The organism is Devosia sp., assembly GCF_028290625.1.
Classification (GTDB): Bacteria; Pseudomonadota; Alphaproteobacteria; order Rhizobiales; family Devosiaceae; genus Devosia.
Window position 1 is genome coordinate 55,055 of sequence record NZ_JAQGJM010000019.1, and the last position, 15,799, is coordinate 70,853.

General features: G+C 62.7%; 17 protein-coding genes. 9 read left to right on the forward strand and 8 right to left on the reverse strand.

Annotation, left to right across the window (positions count from 1 at the left end; all coding sequences use genetic code 11):
* Window positions 1-2: 2 nt before the first annotated feature.
* Entirely contained in the window at window positions 3-1,151 is a 1,149-nt protein-coding gene (locus JWR51_RS09760; protein WP_299746824.1) for a hypothetical protein, read from the forward strand.
* Between the two features lie 204 nt (window positions 1,152-1,355).
* Here JWR51_RS09760 and JWR51_RS09765 read toward each other — a convergent pair whose 3' ends face one another.
* Both JWR51_RS09765 and JWR51_RS09770 read right to left on the reverse strand, forming a co-directional pair.
* Window positions 1,356-1,595, reverse strand: coding sequence for a DUF4170 domain-containing protein (locus JWR51_RS09765; protein WP_299746826.1), 240 nt, complete (start codon window positions 1,593-1,595; stop codon window positions 1,356-1,358).
* Window positions 1,596-1,609: 14 nt separating this feature from the next.
* Entirely contained in the window at window positions 1,610-2,446 is an 837-nt protein-coding gene (locus JWR51_RS09770) for a 3'(2'),5'-bisphosphate nucleotidase CysQ (protein WP_299746828.1), read from the reverse strand.
* A 321-nt stretch (window positions 2,447-2,767) separates the two neighbouring features.
* Between JWR51_RS09770 and JWR51_RS09775 the strand changes: the two genes are divergently transcribed.
* Complete coding sequence (locus JWR51_RS09775; RefSeq protein WP_299746830.1) at window positions 2,768-3,280, forward strand: DUF6101 family protein; 513 nt, start codon at window positions 2,768-2,770, stop codon at window positions 3,278-3,280.
* Between the two features lie 283 nt (window positions 3,281-3,563).
* Here the strand turns inward: JWR51_RS09775 and ubiA are convergent, their stop codons facing one another.
* Window positions 3,564-4,499: a 4-hydroxybenzoate octaprenyltransferase gene (gene ubiA / locus JWR51_RS09780; protein ID WP_299746832.1), complete on the reverse strand. Its 936-nt coding sequence runs from the start codon at window positions 4,497-4,499 to the stop codon at window positions 3,564-3,566.
* A gap of 195 nt (window positions 4,500-4,694) precedes the next feature.
* Here ubiA and JWR51_RS09785 point away from each other — a divergent pair, with 195 nt between their 5' ends.
* Together JWR51_RS09785 and JWR51_RS09790 are read left to right on the forward strand one after the other, a co-directional pair.
* Window positions 4,695-5,444 (forward strand): 16S rRNA (uracil(1498)-N(3))-methyltransferase, encoded by a 750-nt coding sequence (locus JWR51_RS09785; RefSeq protein ID WP_299746835.1) that lies wholly within the window; start codon window positions 4,695-4,697, stop codon window positions 5,442-5,444.
* A gap of 72 nt (window positions 5,445-5,516) precedes the next feature.
* Entirely contained in the window at window positions 5,517-6,887 is a 1,371-nt protein-coding gene (locus JWR51_RS09790) for a glutamate--cysteine ligase (protein ID WP_299746838.1), read from the forward strand.
* A gap of 139 nt (window positions 6,888-7,026) precedes the next feature.
* On the opposite strand, the gene JWR51_RS09795 is transcribed toward JWR51_RS09790, so the two are convergent.
* Together JWR51_RS09795 and JWR51_RS09800 are read right to left on the reverse strand one after the other, a co-directional pair.
* Window positions 7,027-7,788, reverse strand: coding sequence for an ABC transporter permease (locus JWR51_RS09795; protein ID WP_299746841.1), 762 nt, complete (start codon window positions 7,786-7,788; stop codon window positions 7,027-7,029).
* A gap of 181 nt (window positions 7,789-7,969) precedes the next feature.
* Window positions 7,970-8,929: an ATP-binding cassette domain-containing protein gene (locus JWR51_RS09800; RefSeq protein ID WP_299746843.1), complete on the reverse strand. Its 960-nt coding sequence runs from the start codon at window positions 8,927-8,929 to the stop codon at window positions 7,970-7,972.
* Between the two features lie 220 nt (window positions 8,930-9,149).
* Here JWR51_RS09800 and JWR51_RS09805 point away from each other — a divergent pair, with 220 nt between their 5' ends.
* Window positions 9,150-9,662, forward strand: a complete 513-nt coding sequence (locus tag JWR51_RS09805) for a MarR family transcriptional regulator (RefSeq protein WP_299747083.1) — start codon at window positions 9,150-9,152, stop codon at window positions 9,660-9,662.
* Between the two features lie 4 nt (window positions 9,663-9,666).
* Here JWR51_RS09805 and JWR51_RS09810 read toward each other — a convergent pair whose 3' ends face one another.
* Window positions 9,667-10,557 carry a LysR family transcriptional regulator gene (locus JWR51_RS09810; RefSeq protein WP_299746845.1) on the reverse strand — a complete coding sequence of 297 codons (891 nt, stop codon included), beginning with the start codon at window positions 10,555-10,557 and terminating at the stop codon, window positions 9,667-9,669.
* A gap of 151 nt (window positions 10,558-10,708) precedes the next feature.
* On the opposite strand from JWR51_RS09810, the gene JWR51_RS09815 reads away from it, so the two are divergent.
* Both JWR51_RS09815 and JWR51_RS09820 read left to right on the forward strand, forming a co-directional pair.
* Entirely contained in the window at window positions 10,709-10,969 is a 261-nt protein-coding gene (locus JWR51_RS09815) for a hypothetical protein (RefSeq protein ID WP_299746846.1), read from the forward strand.
* 366 nt (window positions 10,970-11,335) lie between these two features.
* The gene (locus JWR51_RS09820) at window positions 11,336-11,989 is read left to right on the forward strand and encodes a glutathione S-transferase family protein (protein WP_299746848.1); all 654 of its coding nucleotides are present in this window, start codon (window positions 11,336-11,338) and stop codon (window positions 11,987-11,989) included.
* Here JWR51_RS09820 and JWR51_RS09825 read toward each other — a convergent pair.
* Both JWR51_RS09825 and JWR51_RS09830 read right to left on the reverse strand, forming a co-directional pair.
* Window positions 11,982-12,227 (reverse strand): PilZ domain-containing protein, encoded by a 246-nt coding sequence (locus JWR51_RS09825; protein ID WP_299746851.1) that lies wholly within the window; start codon window positions 12,225-12,227, stop codon window positions 11,982-11,984. The genes JWR51_RS09820 and JWR51_RS09825 overlap by 8 nt on opposite strands.
* Before the next feature lie 26 nt (window positions 12,228-12,253).
* A complete protein-coding gene (locus tag JWR51_RS09830; RefSeq protein ID WP_299746853.1) occupies window positions 12,254-12,763 on the reverse strand; it encodes an invasion associated locus B family protein in 510 nt (169 codons plus the stop codon).
* Window positions 12,764-13,062: 299 nt separating this feature from the next.
* On the opposite strand from JWR51_RS09830, the gene coxB reads away from it, so the two are divergent.
* Both coxB and ctaD read left to right on the forward strand, forming a co-directional pair.
* Window positions 13,063-14,034 carry a cytochrome c oxidase subunit II gene (gene coxB, locus JWR51_RS09835; protein ID WP_299746856.1) on the forward strand — a complete coding sequence of 324 codons (972 nt, stop codon included), beginning with the start codon at window positions 13,063-13,065 and terminating at the stop codon, window positions 14,032-14,034.
* A gap of 25 nt (window positions 14,035-14,059) precedes the next feature.
* Entirely contained in the window at window positions 14,060-15,763 is a 1,704-nt protein-coding gene (ctaD, locus tag JWR51_RS09840) for a cytochrome c oxidase subunit I (protein WP_299746859.1), read from the forward strand.
* The last annotated feature ends 36 nt before the right edge of the window (window positions 15,764-15,799 follow it).

Sequence of the window (15,799 nt, forward strand, 5' to 3'; positions counted from 1 at the left end):
CGGTGGCTGTAGCGTCCAGCCGTCTCCGTTATCTATTCATTTCCAACGGTCATGGCGAGGATGCGATCGCGGCGGCCATCGTGCGCCAAATGCCCGACACCGTGTCTATCGAGGCCTATCCGATGATTGGTGCCGGCAATGCCTATACGGGCGCCTGCCCGGTGGTGGGCCCGCGCGCCACGCTGGCGTCGGAAGGCTGGCGCAACGTCAAAGGCTCGCTGCGGCGCGATATCGCGACCGGAGGCCTGCGCACCGTGCCACCGGCCCTGCAGTTCCTGCGTCGCGTGCGCGGTAGCTACGACCGCGTAGTGATCATCGGCGACATGGTCGGCGTGCTGGCCTGCTGGGCCACCGGCTACCGCGATCTCTATTATCTCGACGTCTACAAGACCGGCGCGGCCCGCCTCTATTCCGCGCTGGAGCGCTGGGCCATCAAGCAGAGCTGCAAGGCCGTGTTCTGCCGCTCCGACAATCTGGCCTCGTCTCTGACCGCCATCGGCGTCAACGCGCGTTGCGCTGGCAATGTCATGATGGATACCATTCCACACGGCAATTACGACGCCGCACAGCGCCGCAAGCACTCCTTCGCGGTGACACTGCTGCCCGGCAGCCGGGCGCTGACCTCGGAAAGCTTCGCCCTGCAGGTGGAAGCACTGCGCAAGCTGGATGCGTCGCTGCGCCCCGACGTGTTCCTTGCCATTGCGGGCGGGGTCAAGGTCGAAGACCTGGCCAAGGCCGCCGGCCTCCGCCGTTCCGCCACGCTCAGCGCCGAACCCGACGATCTGGGCGAGCTGTCCGATGGCAAGCTGACCGTCCACATGGCGCGGGGCGGCGCGATGGGGAACCTCCTGGAACAATCCGACCTGGTGCTGTCGCAAGCCGGCACCGCCACCGTTCAGGCACTTGGGCTGGGCATTCCCGCCATCACCTTCCTCAACCCGCGCGACCGCCGCTCGCGGTTTCGCGATGAACAGACGCTGTTCGGCGATGCGCGCGTTGTGGTGCCGGCCGAGGCCGACGCGGTCGGCGATGCGTTAAGCAAGCTGCTATCGGAGCCAGCCGAACGCATGCGCCTCGGCCGCATCGGCCGCGAGCGCATCGGCGAACCCGGCGCGGTGAATGCGATTATCGAGACGCTGGTGGAGGGCTAGATGCCCCTTCACCTCGCCCCTCCGGGGAGAGGTCGGCGCCTCGCGCCGGGTGAGGGGCCTTCCCCATGCACAACACCCACTGTCTTTCCTTCCCGTGTGCTTGACCCGCGGGCCACTCTCAACCTCGCACGAATGGCGAGAGGCCCGCGGATCAAGTCCGCGGGAAGAGCAGAAAGGGTAGGCGCGGGGAGATGCCTGTTCCCCCTATGCCTTATCCGTCTCCGGCTCCAGCAACCGGTGCAGATGCACGATAAAATACCGCGTCTGGGCGCTGTCCACGGTCATCTGCGCCTTCTGCTTCCACGCCGTATAAGCGGTGGCATAATTGGGATACAGCCCCACGATATCGACGGCGCTCAAGTCCGAAAAGGTCACGCCCTCGATGCTCGACAGCTCGCCGCCGATCACGAGATGGAGCAATTGTTTGGGTGAGTCAGTGGCCATTCTGCCGTCCGTCCTTAAGTTGTCACAGGCTGCGATAGCGGGGTTTCCGAAGGGCAGCCGTAGACCTTGATCAGCGCCGCATGCACCAAAGGTTGTAGGCTCATGTCGCCGAGCGCCGCAAGCGCACCGTGGCGCACATCACGTTTGTTGAAAACGGGGAACCCGGTGCACACGTCGGAAAAGTTGATGCCGGCCTCGTCCAGGATCAGCGCCGCCGCCGCGATATCCCAATCCTGCGAGCCGCGCCGCGATACCGCCGCATCGATCTTGCCCGTCGCCACCTGCACGAGCCGATAGGCCAGCGACGGATAGGCGGGGCCGCGCACATAATCCAGACCCGCCGCCTGCATTTCCTGATGCACCGCGCCCGGCGCCGGAATCAACGGTGCCGATCCGGCCCGTCGCCGCCGCACCAGCGGCTCGGCATTGAGCCGTGCGCCGCCACCCTTGACCGCGTCATACATCTCATTGCGTGCCGGCGCGAAAACGACGCCCGCGATCGGCACGCCGTTTTCCACCACCGCGAGGCACACCGTCCAGCTATCCTCGCCATTGATGAAGCCGCGCGTGCCGTCAATCGGGTCGACCACGAACACGCGCGTGCAGGACAGGCGGGAGGGATTGTCGACGGTCTCTTCGCTGAGCCAACCATAATCGGGCCGCGCGGCTAGCAGCGCTGCGGCCAGATAACGGTCCACCACGATGTCGGCTTCGCTCACCGGCGAGGCATTTTCCTTGGTCCAGGTCTTCAGTTCGCGCCGAAAATAGCTGCTCGCGATGATCCCCGCCGCCACCGCACAGGAGCGGAGCAGTTCAAGATCTTCTTTTGCGGAAGTGGGCGGCTTGGTCATCGCCGTGGCTTTTAGGCGGTGGCCGGGCTTTGGACAAGGGCGGCGCGCGCGGTGGCGATCAACACCCTGTTGGGTCTGCGTCCAGTATCTTCAAACAGATAGCGCACGATAGCTTCAACGTGGCGGAAATTTGCTGGTTAATGCCCCCGCAAAAGACCCGGTTAATTGCTTCCTACACCTGGTTATACCCTGCTAACCCTCTCGGAAAACAACATAAACTTAACCGAACCGATTAAGGGGGCAGGTAAGGGGACGCGCTATGGTGACCCCACGAAAGAGAGCGCCGACAAGTTCTCGAAGTTGACAGGAAGGCATACGAAAATGGTTCATGGCGTAGGAATGGAAGGCGGCTCGGTCGTACTGGCATTTGGCAAGCCGGCAGTGATCGACAAGCGCTTCATGGCGGCCAATGACAATGGACCCAAAGAGCCGGTCAAGACCGTGACGGTGCGCAAGCAGCTCGAAAAGAGCGGCGTGGCCATCAAGATCAAGGTCCCGGTCGATGAGTTCATCGGCGTAGCGGTATCCACCGCCATTTCGGAGGAGGGCGTGCTGACGTCCTCGATCGAACTGGTGCATGGCGATAGCGAACTGAATTATCGCGTGTTCGAAGAAATCGGCAATCACAACGTCGTCGCCGAATGGCAGAACTGGGGCCGCAAGCTGCGTCTGCCCCTGTTCATCAAGGCCGGCGACGGTGCCTATATGCCCTATTCGCAGCAGGTCGACGGCGTGGCGCTCGGCGCTTCCGCTTCCCGCCGCAAGATGGCCGCCGATGCCAACCGGCGCCCCCGCTTCCTCAACCGCCGCAAGCCCGGCCAGGAAGCCAACTAGTTTACCCGCCCCGACAGAGCGCTGCATCGCTCCCAAGGGTTTGCCTCCAAAGCACGCTAAAGCCGGTCCCTTGGGGCCGGTTTTTGGCGTTTTGGGTCACTGTCTCCGGTGCTTCCCCAACCTCTGTCCTTCCCGCGGGCTTGACCCGCGGGCCACTATCAGCGCTCGCTAGACTTTGTGGGTGTGGCGAGAGCCCCGCGGGTCAAGCCCGCGGGAAGGCCAGTGGTTGGGGGATGCGTGGTGGGAAAAGCGGCGCTTGGTGGAGGAGCCAGTGCTCAGCGCCCTACCAAACCCACTCCGCCAGCAGCGCCAGGCTCAGCGCAATGCCTACCAGATTGTTCGACAAAAACTTGGCCAGGACATTGCCGGGGACATCCTTGTCGAACGTCTGCACCTGCCAGGCCAGCAGCCCGGCGGCGATCAGCGACAGCACCGCGAACACCAATCCTGCTCCAGCCACGATTGCCGCCGCCAACCACAGCACATAGGCGATGCCGTAAAACACCCCGATCAGCAGCCTCGTCTGACTGCCGAACAGGCGGGCTGTGGATTTGACGCCGATCAGCGCGTCGTCCTCGATATCCTGCAGCGCATAGATGGTGTCGTAGCCAATGGTCCAGGCGATGCAGCCGAAATACAGCAGTAGCGGCGCGAGGCTCAGCCCCCCGGTCTGCGAACTCCAGCCCACCAGCGCGCCGTAGGAAAAGGCGAGCCCCAGAAACGCCTGTGGCCACCAGGTGACGCGCTTCATGAACGGATAGATCGCCACCAGTGCCAGCGACGCGACGCCCAGAATCACCGTGAAACGGTTGAACTGCAGCAGGATGAGGAAGCCCAAAATCGCCTGCGCGGCGAGGAAGGCGAAGGCCTCCCGCGTCGTCACCTGCCCGGATGGAATCGGTCGCGACCGTGTGCGGGCGACCTTTTCGTCGATATCGCGGTCCACCACATCGTTGAAGGTGCAGCCGGCGCCGCGCATCAGCACCGAGCCGATCAGCATCAGGATCGCCGCGCGCCAATCGAACCCGCGCGCAGGATCGGCGATCGCGGCCAGCGACAACCCAAAGACGCAGGGCCAGAACAGCAGCAGCAGAGGAATCGGCCGGTCCCAACGCGCCAGCCGGGCATAGGGTTTGAGCCAGTTGGGGGCAAAGCGGTCCACCCAATTGGTGTTGTGTGCATCGGCAACTTTGCCGGCCGGCGGAATAGTTTCAGACATCGGTAACAGACCTTCTGACGCGCTGGATGCCATCCCTCGCCCCTTGCGGGAGAGGGACAGATTTTCTGCGTTCAGCAGAAAATCAGGGTGAGGGGTTCTCTCGACGCATACAGTGGTTATGGTGGCTCGCAAACCCCTCATCCGCCCCTTCGGGGCACCTTCTCCCGCAAGGAGAGAAGGGAAAGTGCCCAGACCATGCCCCGCACCCACGCTTCCCTGCCGCGCCTCTATGTCGAGCCCCATCTGGGGCAGGGGGCCTCGATCGCCTTGGGCAAGGAGCAATCGCTCTATCTCGCGGCGGTGTTGCGCAAGACCGTCGGCGACGAAGTGGTGCTGTTCAATGGCCGCGACGGCGCCTGGCTTAGCCGCCTGACCAGTGATTCCAAGAAGTCCGTCACGCTCGAAACCGTCGAGCGGGTCGCTGCCCAAACGCCGGTATCCAATCTCTGGTACGGCTTCGCCCCGCTTAAGACCGAGAGGCTGGACTACGTGATCCAGAAGGCCACCGAAATGGGCGCCGGCACCATCGCGCCGGTGCTGACCAAATTCACCCAGGTCAGCCGCCTCAAGCATGAAAAGCTGGTCGCCAACGCGATCGAGGCGGCCGAACAATGCGAAGTGCTGAGCGTTCCGGTGGTGGCGGCCGAGATCACGTTCGCCAATTTGCTGGCGAGCTGGACCACCACGCAGGGCACCCGCAAGCTGATCGTGGCCGACGAAAGCGCCGCCTCCGCCTCACCGGTAGATGCCATCGCCGCACTGCGCGGCACTCCCATCGGCCTGCTCATCGGCCCCGAAGGCGGCTTTTCCGATGAGGAACGCGCTCAATTGCGCGCGCAACCCTTTGTGATCCCAGTCAGTTTAGGCCCGCGAATCCTGCGTGCCGATACTGCCGCCGTTGCCGCCTTGGCGGTGATTCAGGCAATCATCGGCGATTGGCGATAAAAGGCGATTGCTTTCATCCCGGCGGACGCTATGTTCGCGCCCACTCCTGACCCCTCAGCCTCAGAGGACTTTATGGCCGGCGCCGAAAGCATTTCTCCCCCCATCGAATCGCGTGCCGACCTGATCGAGGCGATGGCCAAGGGCAGCAAACCAGCATCGCAATGGCGCATCGGCACCGAGCACGAAAAGCACGTTTTCCATACCGATCCGCTGCGCCCCGTCGCCTATGAGGGGCCCAACGGTATCCGCGCTCTGCTCGATGGCATGTCCGCGGCGACTGGTTGGCAACCCTTCCTCGACGAAGGCAATCCCATCGGCCTTTGGGACAAGGACACGATGGGCGGCATTTCGCTCGAGCCCGGTGGCCAGTTCGAACTGTCCGGCGCGCCCCAGCCCGACCTGCATGCGACGGCGCATGAAACGGCCGAGCACATCCGCGTCGCCAAGGAAGTTGGCGCGCCCCTCGATATTCATTTCCTCGGCCTTGGCGTGACGCCGCTCTGGAGCGTGGCCGAAATCGAGCGCATGCCCAAGTCGCGCTACGGCATCATGGCGCCCTATATGGACAAGGTCGGCACGCTCGGCACCTCGATGATGTTCCGCTCCTGCACCGTCCAGACCAACCTGGATTTCTCGTCCGAAGCCGACATGGTCAAGAAGCTGCGCGTCTCGCTGGCGCTGCAGCCCGTGGCCACCGCACTCTTCGCCAATTCGCCCTTCGTCGATGGCAAGGACAGCGGTTATCTCAGCTATCGCAGCCATATCTGGCTCAATACCGACAACGACCGCACCGGCATGCTGCCCTTCGCCTTCGAAGAGGGTTTTGGCTTCGAGCAATATGCCGACTATGCGCTTGATGTGCCGATGTATTTCGTCCTCCGCGATGGCCACTACATCAACGTCGCCGGCGAGAGTTTTCGCGCTTTCCTCAAGGGCGAACTGCCGCAATTGCCGGGCGAAAAGCCCACCAAGCGCGATTGGAATTATCACCTCGGCACCATTTTCCCCGAAGTGCGCCTCAAGACCTTCCTCGAAATGCGCGGTGCCGATATGGGCGACGAAAAGTCCGTCACGGCATTGTCGGCCTTCTGGGTCGGCCTGCTCTATGACGAAATTTCGCTTGAAGCCGCCTATGAGATGATTAAGCCCTGGACCCAGGCGCAGCGTGAAGAAATGCGCCGCGAAGTGCCCAAGCACGGGCTCGCGACCCCGTTCGACCGTTCCAACCTCTACGACATCGCCGCCCAGGCCGTTGGCATCGCCGAAGCCGGCCTCGTCCGCCGCGGCATCCGCAACGCCGAAGGCAAGGACGAAACCATCCACCTGGCACCGCTGGAAGAAACCATCCGCCTGGCCAAGTCGCCGGCCGAGCGATGGCTGGATTTGTATCGCGGCGAGTGGAATGGCGATCTGACCAAAATCTTCAAGGCGGCAGAGATTTAGGCGGCACGCCCTCGTGGTTCGAGGCTCGTAAGAACTCGCACCTCACCATGAGGGCTACTGGAATACCGAGCCAGCAGTAGCCCTCATGGTGAGGTGCGAGCCTTCGCGAGCCTCGAACCACGAGGGCGTGGCACCGACCTCACTTCGTCTGCAGCTCGAACACTCGCTTGCCGGCCCAAGCCCCCAGCGCAATCAAGATCAGCGCCAGCATCAATCCCAGCCCCACCTCGAACGTCCCCACCTCGCCCCGGAACAGCGCCCGCACCGCATTGACGATGTGCTTGAACGGGTTGACGTCCGACAGCAATTGCAGCCATTGCGGCGCCAGGCTCATCGGCAGCAAAATGCCCGACAGCAGCAGGATCGGCAGCGACACCATGTTGACCAGCGGCGCAAAAGCGTCCTCGCTCTTCATCGCCAGCCCTGCCGAATAGCTGAAATACGAGAACGCCGCGCCCAGCAGCCCGATCATGATTATGCCCAGCACCGCCGCACCCACCGGGACGCGCAGCCCGAAAAACAGCGCGCAGACGATCAGGATGATCGCCTGGACCACCAGCACCACAACGTCGCGCAGCACCCGCCCGGTGATCAGCGCGGTGCGGCTGGCCGGTGACACCAGTTCCCGATCAATCACCCCAGACCGCCACTCGGCGATAATGCCGAAGCCGACGAACGCCCCGCCGAAAATGCCGAGCTGAACCAGCAGTCCCGGTACAAACACCGTCCACGCATCCCCGGGCGGAAACCCCGGCGCATTGGCCAGGGGCACCAGCAACGGCCCGAACAGCGTCAGATACAAAATCGGCTGCAACACCCCAATCGCCACCCACATCGGCTGCCGCAACGACAGCCGCATGGCGCGGGTAAACACAGTCCAGGTATCGGAGAAGAAGGTCATGATCTTGCTAGCCTCTATTTTGGAAGGCATTGAACTTGCAGTCGTCACCCTCCCCCTTCGCGGGGAGGGATCAAGGGTGGGGGATGTCTAGCCCCGATCTGGCATCGTGGCTCCGAACACCCCCACCCAACCTCCCCCGTCGAGGGGGAGGAGCCGCATCGCGGATGCGGCTACACGTGCGCTATTCCCGCAGCGACCGCCCCGTCAGCGTTAAAAACACATCATCCAGCGTCGGCCGGTTCACCTCGACGCCAATCGCTTCGATCCCCGCCTTGGTGAATTCCGCCAGCAGAACCGGCAGCGCCGAGCCACCATCCGGCACATGAAACCGCACGATATGCCCATCCGCCACCGGCACGTCCGCCCCCGGCAACATGCCTGCCACACCCGCCGCCTCGACTGCGTCCTCGGCTCGCCGCAGCGTCAGCGTGATCGTATCGCCCGAAACGCGCTTCTTGAGTTCCGCCGGCGTACCCTCGGCAACGATCTTGCCCTGGTCGATGATCAGGATGCGATCGCTCAGCGAATCGGCCTCGTCCATGTAGTGGGTGGTAATGAACACCGTGGTCCCCATCTCGTCGCGCAGCTTGCGGATATGGGTCCACAGGTTCGCCCGGCTTTGCGGGTCCAGCCCCGTCGACGGCTCGTCGAGAAACACCAGTTTCGGCTCATGGATCAGCCCCATCACGATATCCAGCCGCCGCCGCTGCCCTCCCGACAGCGAGCCGCAATTGCGGTCCCACACATCCGCCAGGTCGAGATCAGCCAACAGTTTTCGCGCCCGTGCCTCGGCGGTCTTGGGGTCGATGCCATAGAGCTTGGCATGGCTGACGATTTCCTCGCCCGCCCGCGCTTCCGGAGCCGTCGAGCCCGCCTGGCTGACATATCCAATCGCCCGGCGCACTCCCACCGGATCGCCGCGCAGGTCATGCCCCGCCACCACCGCAGTGCCGCCAGTCGGCTCCAGCAACGTGCACAGCATCTTGAGCGTCGTCGTCTTGCCGGCCCCGTTGGGTCCAAGAAAGCCGACGATTTCGCCGGCTCGCACCGACAGATCGACCCCGCGCACCGCCTCGATCGATTTGCCCTTCGCCTTGTAGGTCCGCTTCAAGTCCCGTGCTTCGATCATCGCCGTATCCATTCGAACTCTCCGTCGTCCCGGTGCACTCAGACAAATTGCTTAGGTCCCGCTCAGGGCAGAACATGTCAGCAGCCTTGCGCCGAGAACTATCTTGATCTATAATTATCTTATGAATCAAGATAACCAAACGTCAAGCGATAATTTGAATGCCGGCGTCTGGGCGACTCCGCAGGGGGCTCGTCTGCAGCAGGCGGTTCGCGCCAACCAGACCGCCAGCGACATGTTCGATGATTGCCTGGCTCGCTTCATGGGCATCAACCGCACCGACGCGCGCTGCATGGACATTATCGAGCGCCACGGTCGGGTCACCGCAGGCCAGCTGGCAAGCGACAGTGGCCTTACCACCGGGGCGGTGACCGTCGTCATCGATCGGCTCGAAGCCATCGGCTATGTCGTGCGCGAGCGCGATCCCGCGGATCGCCGCAAGGTCTGGATCAAAATCACGCAGCTGGCCGGAGACTTGTCGGACCGGCTGTTCAGCCATTTCCAGCTGATCGGACCGGCCATGCTGGCCCGCTTCACGCCCGATCAGCTCGCCGCCATCATCGAATTCCTCGAGGTCGGCAGCCAGATCAATCGCGATCTATCATTCCTACTCGAACAGCATGTCCAGCGCGGCACGCTCTCGGCGGAGACGCGCATGATCAACGCCCGCGCCTTCCAGCGCGATGCGGGCGTGAAGATGAAGGCCATAGTCGCGGCACTGGAAAATGGCGGAAAGCTGGAGGACTGAGGCGCTACTCCGCCGCTTCAGCCAGCGGCACGCGCGTATCCAGATTGCCCATGGACTGCACGATGTGGTTGGCCAGCACGTCGTAAATCCCGCCATAGGCGTGGCTGCCACGCATCAGCGCGATTTGCGCATCGCCCAGTCGGGGCAGGCCATGTTCTTCGCCCAGCACTCGCATGCCCGGCTGCAGTGCGCTTTCAGGCAAAAATCCGACGGCCAGGTCCGACAGCACTGCGCTCGAAATCGCCGTAGCGTTGGATGACGTATAGGCGATGCGGTAATCCTTGCCGACGCGGTTGAGCGCCTCCACGGCATCGACCCGCCAGATACAGGTCTGCGATCCGCTCGCCAGCGGCATCGGCTCGCTCGCCAGTGCACGCCCGCCATGGCTGGCCACCCAGAACATCTTTTCGGTGCGGAAGAGCTCGCCGAAATTCTGGTCGGTCCCCTGGGTGAAAACGATCAGGTCGTACTTCCCCGCCTTCATCCCCTCCAGCAATTGCTCGGACGCCATGCAGGCGACGTCGACGGCAATCTTGGGATGGGTGCGCTGAAAACTCGATAGAATCACCGGCAGCAACCGCACCGCATAATCGTCCGGCACCCCGAAGCGGATCGAGCCCGCCAGATCCCCTTCAGAGAAGTGGTCCATGATTTCGGCATTGGTGCGCAGCATTTTTCGCGCCCGCGCATACAGCACTTCGCCATGCTGGGTCAGCGACACGCTACGCCCGTCGCGCGTCAAAAGCGGGTGGCCCAAACGCTCTTCCAGGCGCTTGATCTGCATCGATACGGCCGATTGGGTCTTGTTCACCCGCCGCGCCGCTTCGGTGAAACTGCCGCAATCGGCGATAGCGCAAAAGCTCTGCAATTGGTCCAGATCGAGGGGGGCGGTCATCGGATGATCCCATCACTGAAATTGATCGAGTGAATGAAATCTATTTGTTAGACGAATGGATGTCCAGAGCGTTATCTCATACCCATCGGCGCCAAAACGGCGCTGAATCCCGCCGGTCCCTTCGGCAAAACAATATTTCTGGAGAATTCCCATGGCTCTCTCGCTTTCCGGCGAGCGGCCCTCCGCGGCCGCCATGCCCGTCAGTCCCTTCGCCGTGCTCGTCCGCTGGGTTGCCAAAACCCAAGCCGCGCGCACCCGCCGGACTGCGCTGGCCGCCCTATTGGAACTGGACCACAATCGCCTCAATGATCTTGGCATCGATCGCCAGGACGTGGTCGATGCCATGCGCCTCAATGGCACCGCTGCCGGCCGTAGGCTGACCGCCGCCCGCGCCGTCAAAGCCCGGCTCTGAGCGAATAGCACCAGCTTATCGCTGCGATCTGGTGTCGCAGCGTGATGGCTGCCTTGTTTCTGACGAAACCGGCGCTCACCACATCCGGACTGGAGTGCCCCCGGCTTCAGTCGCGCTTGAAATTGCGCATGGTTTTCGCCATGTGCCTCCTCGTTGGCATGAATTGTCCGTCCGGATTGCTCGTGCCATCTCCCGGGCCGGTTTTGCCACCGGCCTATCCTGATGACTTGCCGGATGAGCGCCTCGCGCTTGTCCGGCTTTTTTGTTGGGCCCGGCCAAAAAATCTGTCTCCTATGTCGGAAAGCATGTTGGTCACTCGTCGCTAGGGAAAGCCCGCCAACACGCAATCCTCTGGAGCCGCCTCCCATGACCCCGACCATCACTGCCTTTGAAAGCTCGCCCGATCGCGGCCGGGGACTGGCGCGTGACATGCGCGTTCGCTGGGCGCTCGAAGAAGTCGGCCAGCCGTACGATGTCCGGCTGGTTTCGTTCAAGACGATGAAGGAGCCTGCCCATCTGGCGCTCCAGCCGTTCGGGCAGATCCCCACCTACGAGGAAGGCGACCTCGCCCTGTTCGAGACAGGATCCATCGTGCTCCACATTGCCGAGCACCATGCGGGCCTGTTGCCGGAGGATGCCAATGGCAGGGCGCGCGCCATCACCTGGATGTTTGCAGCCGTCGGCACCGTGGAGCCGCCGATCCTTGAATTGGAGACCCTCAAATTCAGGGAGGGCGACAAGCCCTGGTTCGAACAGCGCCTGCCGCTGGTCAAGGATCGCATCCGCGACCGGCTGAACCAGCTTGCCGCTCGCCTTGGCGATGCCGATTGGCTCGACGGCGCCTTCACCGTCGGGGATTTGATGATGGTGCACGTGCTGCTTAGGGTGCGTCCATCGGGTCTGCTGGCGGAATTTCCGACCCTCGCCGCCTACACCGCCCGCGCCGAAGCCCGACCCGCCTACCTGCGGGCGTTCGCTGCACAATTGGCGGTTGCGACGGGCAAGTCACCAGTCAGCTAAAGCTGACGCCCAGCTCGGTCTCGCGCCGCCAGATCACCTTGCAGGCAAAGCTGCGCTTGTCGTCCAGCACTAGTTGGAATGTGTCGGGAACGCCGATGATGCTGGCCACACGCAATTGCGCGCCCGCATCCGAGAGATTGCGCACGGTGCAGGCAAAGGTCGAAAACCCGTCATTGACCACGATCCGCGCGCCCTTGAGCGTGCGTTGGCGGGGGAGGGCGCGTCGTTCCGCGTCCATGAGGCTACCTCGCGACTAGAGCGTTTTCACGGGAGTTGGGCGAACCCATCCTTGAAGCCGTTCAGCGACACCGGAATGCCGATGCCCTCCTCGGGGGTCTTGAATACCACGAAAATGGCGTCCTTGCCGGTCGACAGCGTGTCGATCATCTTGTCGTCGAGCACCACCTCGGCGACGCAGCCATTGGGCAGGCAGCGCACGAAGGCGACGCGGCCCATATCCTTGCCATCGACATTGAGGCCGAGCCCGTTCGGCAGCAGCACGCCGAGCGGCGCCAGCACTCGCAGCAGGCGCGCCTGTTGGTCGGCGGTCTTCAGCACAATCACCGATAGCCCCACATTGGGCTGGTCCTCGGCCATCACGTTCTGGATGATGGCGCATTGCTCGAAGCTCGCGCCCGGGGGCGTGTCGCAGCTCATCTGCCAGTCGCCGAACTGAGCGCGTACCACGCCCTGGCCGAGAGCGGCGCCCCCGGCGAGCGCCAAAACCGTCGCGGTCAGCCCTGCGAGGACCAGATTGCGCTTCAAAATCGCCATCACTCGATCAATTCTCCCGTCGAATCGCGCAAGCGCGAGGACTAATGCCTGTTTCCGACAGGTGCCTTGCCCTGTCAACCAAGCCCGATTTGCGGGCGATATGGGCTGCAAAGTGCGGCGAGGGTGAGGCCATTTTCAAGGGGTGGGCACATTATGACGCATGGGGATGGCGTATCGGCAGAATGGACTTGGCTCCGGCGATGTGATTTAGCTCGGAGTTGAGTTTAGCGCTCCGAGGTTGAGTCGGGGCGGCGTTTGCTATGCCGCACTTTACCCCTCAATCCTGGCGCCGCGCACCAATGGCAGTCTATAGGGGGTTTTCGGTGACCGGACAGTTCAACAGGCGTTTGGGAGCCGTAGCAGCCGCCGCGCTGTCGTTCCTGCCAGCAGTGGCATGGGCGCAGGAGGCAGTGCCCGAGAGTGGCAGCCAGCCATTGCCCGGCGAGTACTCGCTCCAGCGTTCCGTGACGCCGATCATGGACTCCATCGTCGCCTTCCATAACGGCATTCTGCTGTGGACATGCGGCCTGATCGTGGGCCTGGTCCTGGTTCTGATCATCATCGTGGCCGTGCGCTTCAATGCCAAGGCCAACCCGGTCCCCTCCAAGACCACCCACAATACCCTGGTGGAAATCCTCTGGACCGTGCTGCCGATCATCGTGCTGATCGTCATCGCTATCCCGTCCTTCGGCGTGCTGTCGGACCAGCTGACGACGCCTGACGGGCAGCGCAAATATCTCGGCTCCAACATCTTCTCGTTCGGCGATGTCGCGGTTCCTGCCCCTGAGCTGACCGTCAAGGCGACGGGCAACCAGTGGTACTGGGATTATGAATATGTCGACCAGGCCAAGAGCTTCTCGTCCAACATCCTTGGCGAAACCGATCCGAACGGCCAGGGCGTCGACCGTCCGACGCTGAAGCCGGGCCAACCGCGCCTGCTGGCGGTGGACAATGAGCTGGTCGTGCCGGTCAACACCACCGTGCGCGTTCAGGTGACTGCCGATCCGGGTGGCGTAATCCACGCCTTCGCGGTGCCTGCATTCGGCATCAAGATCGACGCCGTTCCCGGCCGTCTCAATGAAACCTGGTTCAATGCGCGCGAAACCGGCATATTCTATGGCCAGTGCTCGGAACTGTGCGGCAAGGATCATGCCTTCATGCCGATCGCTGTGCGGGTCGTGACCAAGGAAGAATTTACTGCGTTCATGGCGTCGTTCGAGAGCAGTGGCGACTATGCGACCGCCAATGCCACCCTCGCAGCAGTCAAATAAGAATAAGGGTTAGGGGACTTCAGCCATGGCCGACACTACTCATCTAGAAGCACATGCAACCGGCCACGATAGCGCCGCTTCGCATGACCACCACACCCCGACCGGCTGGCGGCGCTACGTCTACTCGACCAACCATAAAGACATCGGTGTGATGTATCTGTGGTTCGCCGTGATCGCAGGCATCGTCGGTGGTCTGCTCTCCGGCTTCATGCGCATGGAGCTGCAGGAACCCGGCATCCAGATTTTCCACGGCCTCGCAGCCATGGTCTACGGCATCAATGGCGACGCCGCCGTCGACGCCGGCAAGCACATGTACAATGTGTTCACCACCGCCCACGCCCTGATCATGATCTTCTTCATGGTCATGCCGGCGACCGTCGGCGGCTTCGGCAACTACTTTGCCCCGCTGATGATCGGTGCCCCCGATACCGCTTTCCCGCGTATCAACAACATCGCCTTCTGGCTGTTGCCCCCCGCTTTCATCCTGCTGCTGATGTCCTTCTTCTTTGCTGGCCCCGATGGCGCCAACATGAACGGCACCGGCGGCGGCTGGACCATCTATCCCCCGCTGTCGACCACCGGCCAGCCTGGTCCGGCCATGGATTTCGCGATCCTGGCGCTGCACGTCGCCGGTATCTCCTCGATCCTGGGTGCGATCAACCTGATCACCACCATCTTCAATATGCGCGCTCCGGGCATGACCATTCACAAGATGCCGCTGTTCGTGTGGTCGATCCTGGTCACCGCCTTCCTGCTGCTGCTGGCTTTGCCGGTGCTCGCCGGCGGCATCACCATGCTGCTGACCGATCGCAATTTCGGCACGGCCTTCTTCAAGTCCGATCAGGGCGGCGACCCGGTGCTGTTCCAGCACCTGTTCTGGTTCTTCGGGCATCCTGAAGTGTACATCATGATCTTGCCGGGCTTCGGCATCGTCAGCCACATCATCTCGACCTTCAGCCGCAAGCCGGTGTTCGGCTACCTCGCCATGGCCTACGCCATGGTGGCGATCGGCTTCGTCGGCTTCGTGGTGTGGGCTCACCACATGTACACGACGGGCCTCAGCCTCGACGTTCAGCGCTACTTCGTGGCCGCCACCATGGTCATCGCGGTGCCGACGGGCGTGAAGATCTTCTCCTGGATCGCCACTATGTGGGGCGGCTCCATCACCTTCAAGACGCCCATGCTCTGGGCCATCGGCTTCATCTTCCTGTTCACCGTCGGCGGTGTGACCGGTGTGGTGCTCGCCAATGCCGGCGCCGACCGCGTGCTGCACGACACCTACTATGTGGTGGCTCACTTCCACTACGTGCTGTCGCTGGGCGCCGTGTTCTCGATCTTCGCGGGCTGGTACTACTGGTTCCCGAAAATGTTCGGCTACATGTACAAGGAAACCCTGGGCAAGATTCACTTCTGGTCGATGTTCATCGGTGTGAACCTGGTGTTCTTCCCGCAGCATTTCCTCGGCCTAGCTGGCATGCCGCGCCGCTACATCGATTACCCCGACGCCTTCGGCATGTGGAACCGCGTCTCCTCGATCGGCTACTACATCACGTTCCTGTCCATGCTGGTGTTCTTCTACGCCACTTGGGAAGCGTTCCGGGCCAAGCGTCCGGCTGGTGATAGCCCGTGGGGCGATGGCGCGACGACGCTGGAATGGACGCTGAGCTCGCCTCCGCCGTTCCACCAGTTCTCGACCCTGCCCAAGATCGACTCGACCAACGTTCACTGACGAAACCATGGGCCGCCACTGGCGGCCCATCCAACA

What these genes read in the sequence shown, in the direction of transcription:
- JWR51_RS09765 (WP_299746826.1), bottom strand. Translation starts at nt 1,595, where the DNA reads ATGGCCACTGACTCACCCAAACAATTGCTCCATCTCGTGATCGGCGGC.
- JWR51_RS09770 (WP_299746828.1), bottom strand. Translation starts at nt 2,446, where the DNA reads ATGACCAAGCCGCCCACTTCCGCAAAAGAAGATCTTGAACTGCTCCGC.
- JWR51_RS09775 (WP_299746830.1), top strand. Translation starts at nt 2,768, where the DNA reads ATGGTTCATGGCGTAGGAATGGAAGGCGGCTCGGTCGTACTGGCATTT.
- ubiA (WP_299746832.1), bottom strand. Translation starts at nt 4,499, where the DNA reads ATGTCTGAAACTATTCCGCCGGCCGGCAAAGTTGCCGATGCACACAAC.
- JWR51_RS09785 (WP_299746835.1), top strand. Translation starts at nt 4,695, where the DNA reads ATGCCCCGCACCCACGCTTCCCTGCCGCGCCTCTATGTCGAGCCCCAT.
- JWR51_RS09790 (WP_299746838.1), top strand. Translation starts at nt 5,517, where the DNA reads ATGGCCGGCGCCGAAAGCATTTCTCCCCCCATCGAATCGCGTGCCGAC.
- JWR51_RS09795 (WP_299746841.1), bottom strand. Translation starts at nt 7,788, where the DNA reads ATGACCTTCTTCTCCGATACCTGGACTGTGTTTACCCGCGCCATGCGG.
- JWR51_RS09800 (WP_299746843.1), bottom strand. Translation starts at nt 8,929, where the DNA reads ATGGATACGGCGATGATCGAAGCACGGGACTTGAAGCGGACCTACAAG.
- JWR51_RS09805 (WP_299747083.1), top strand. Translation starts at nt 9,150, where the DNA reads ATGTTCGATGATTGCCTGGCTCGCTTCATGGGCATCAACCGCACCGAC.
- JWR51_RS09810 (WP_299746845.1), bottom strand. Translation starts at nt 10,557, where the DNA reads ATGACCGCCCCCCTCGATCTGGACCAATTGCAGAGCTTTTGCGCTATC.
- JWR51_RS09815 (WP_299746846.1), top strand. Translation starts at nt 10,709, where the DNA reads ATGGCTCTCTCGCTTTCCGGCGAGCGGCCCTCCGCGGCCGCCATGCCC.
- JWR51_RS09820 (WP_299746848.1), top strand. Translation starts at nt 11,336, where the DNA reads ATGACCCCGACCATCACTGCCTTTGAAAGCTCGCCCGATCGCGGCCGG.
- JWR51_RS09825 (WP_299746851.1), bottom strand. Translation starts at nt 12,227, where the DNA reads ATGGACGCGGAACGACGCGCCCTCCCCCGCCAACGCACGCTCAAGGGC.
- JWR51_RS09830 (WP_299746853.1), bottom strand. Translation starts at nt 12,763, where the DNA reads ATGGCGATTTTGAAGCGCAATCTGGTCCTCGCAGGGCTGACCGCGACG.
- coxB (WP_299746856.1), top strand. Translation starts at nt 13,063, where the DNA reads ATGGCAGTCTATAGGGGGTTTTCGGTGACCGGACAGTTCAACAGGCGT.
- ctaD (WP_299746859.1), top strand. Translation starts at nt 14,060, where the DNA reads ATGGCCGACACTACTCATCTAGAAGCACATGCAACCGGCCACGATAGC.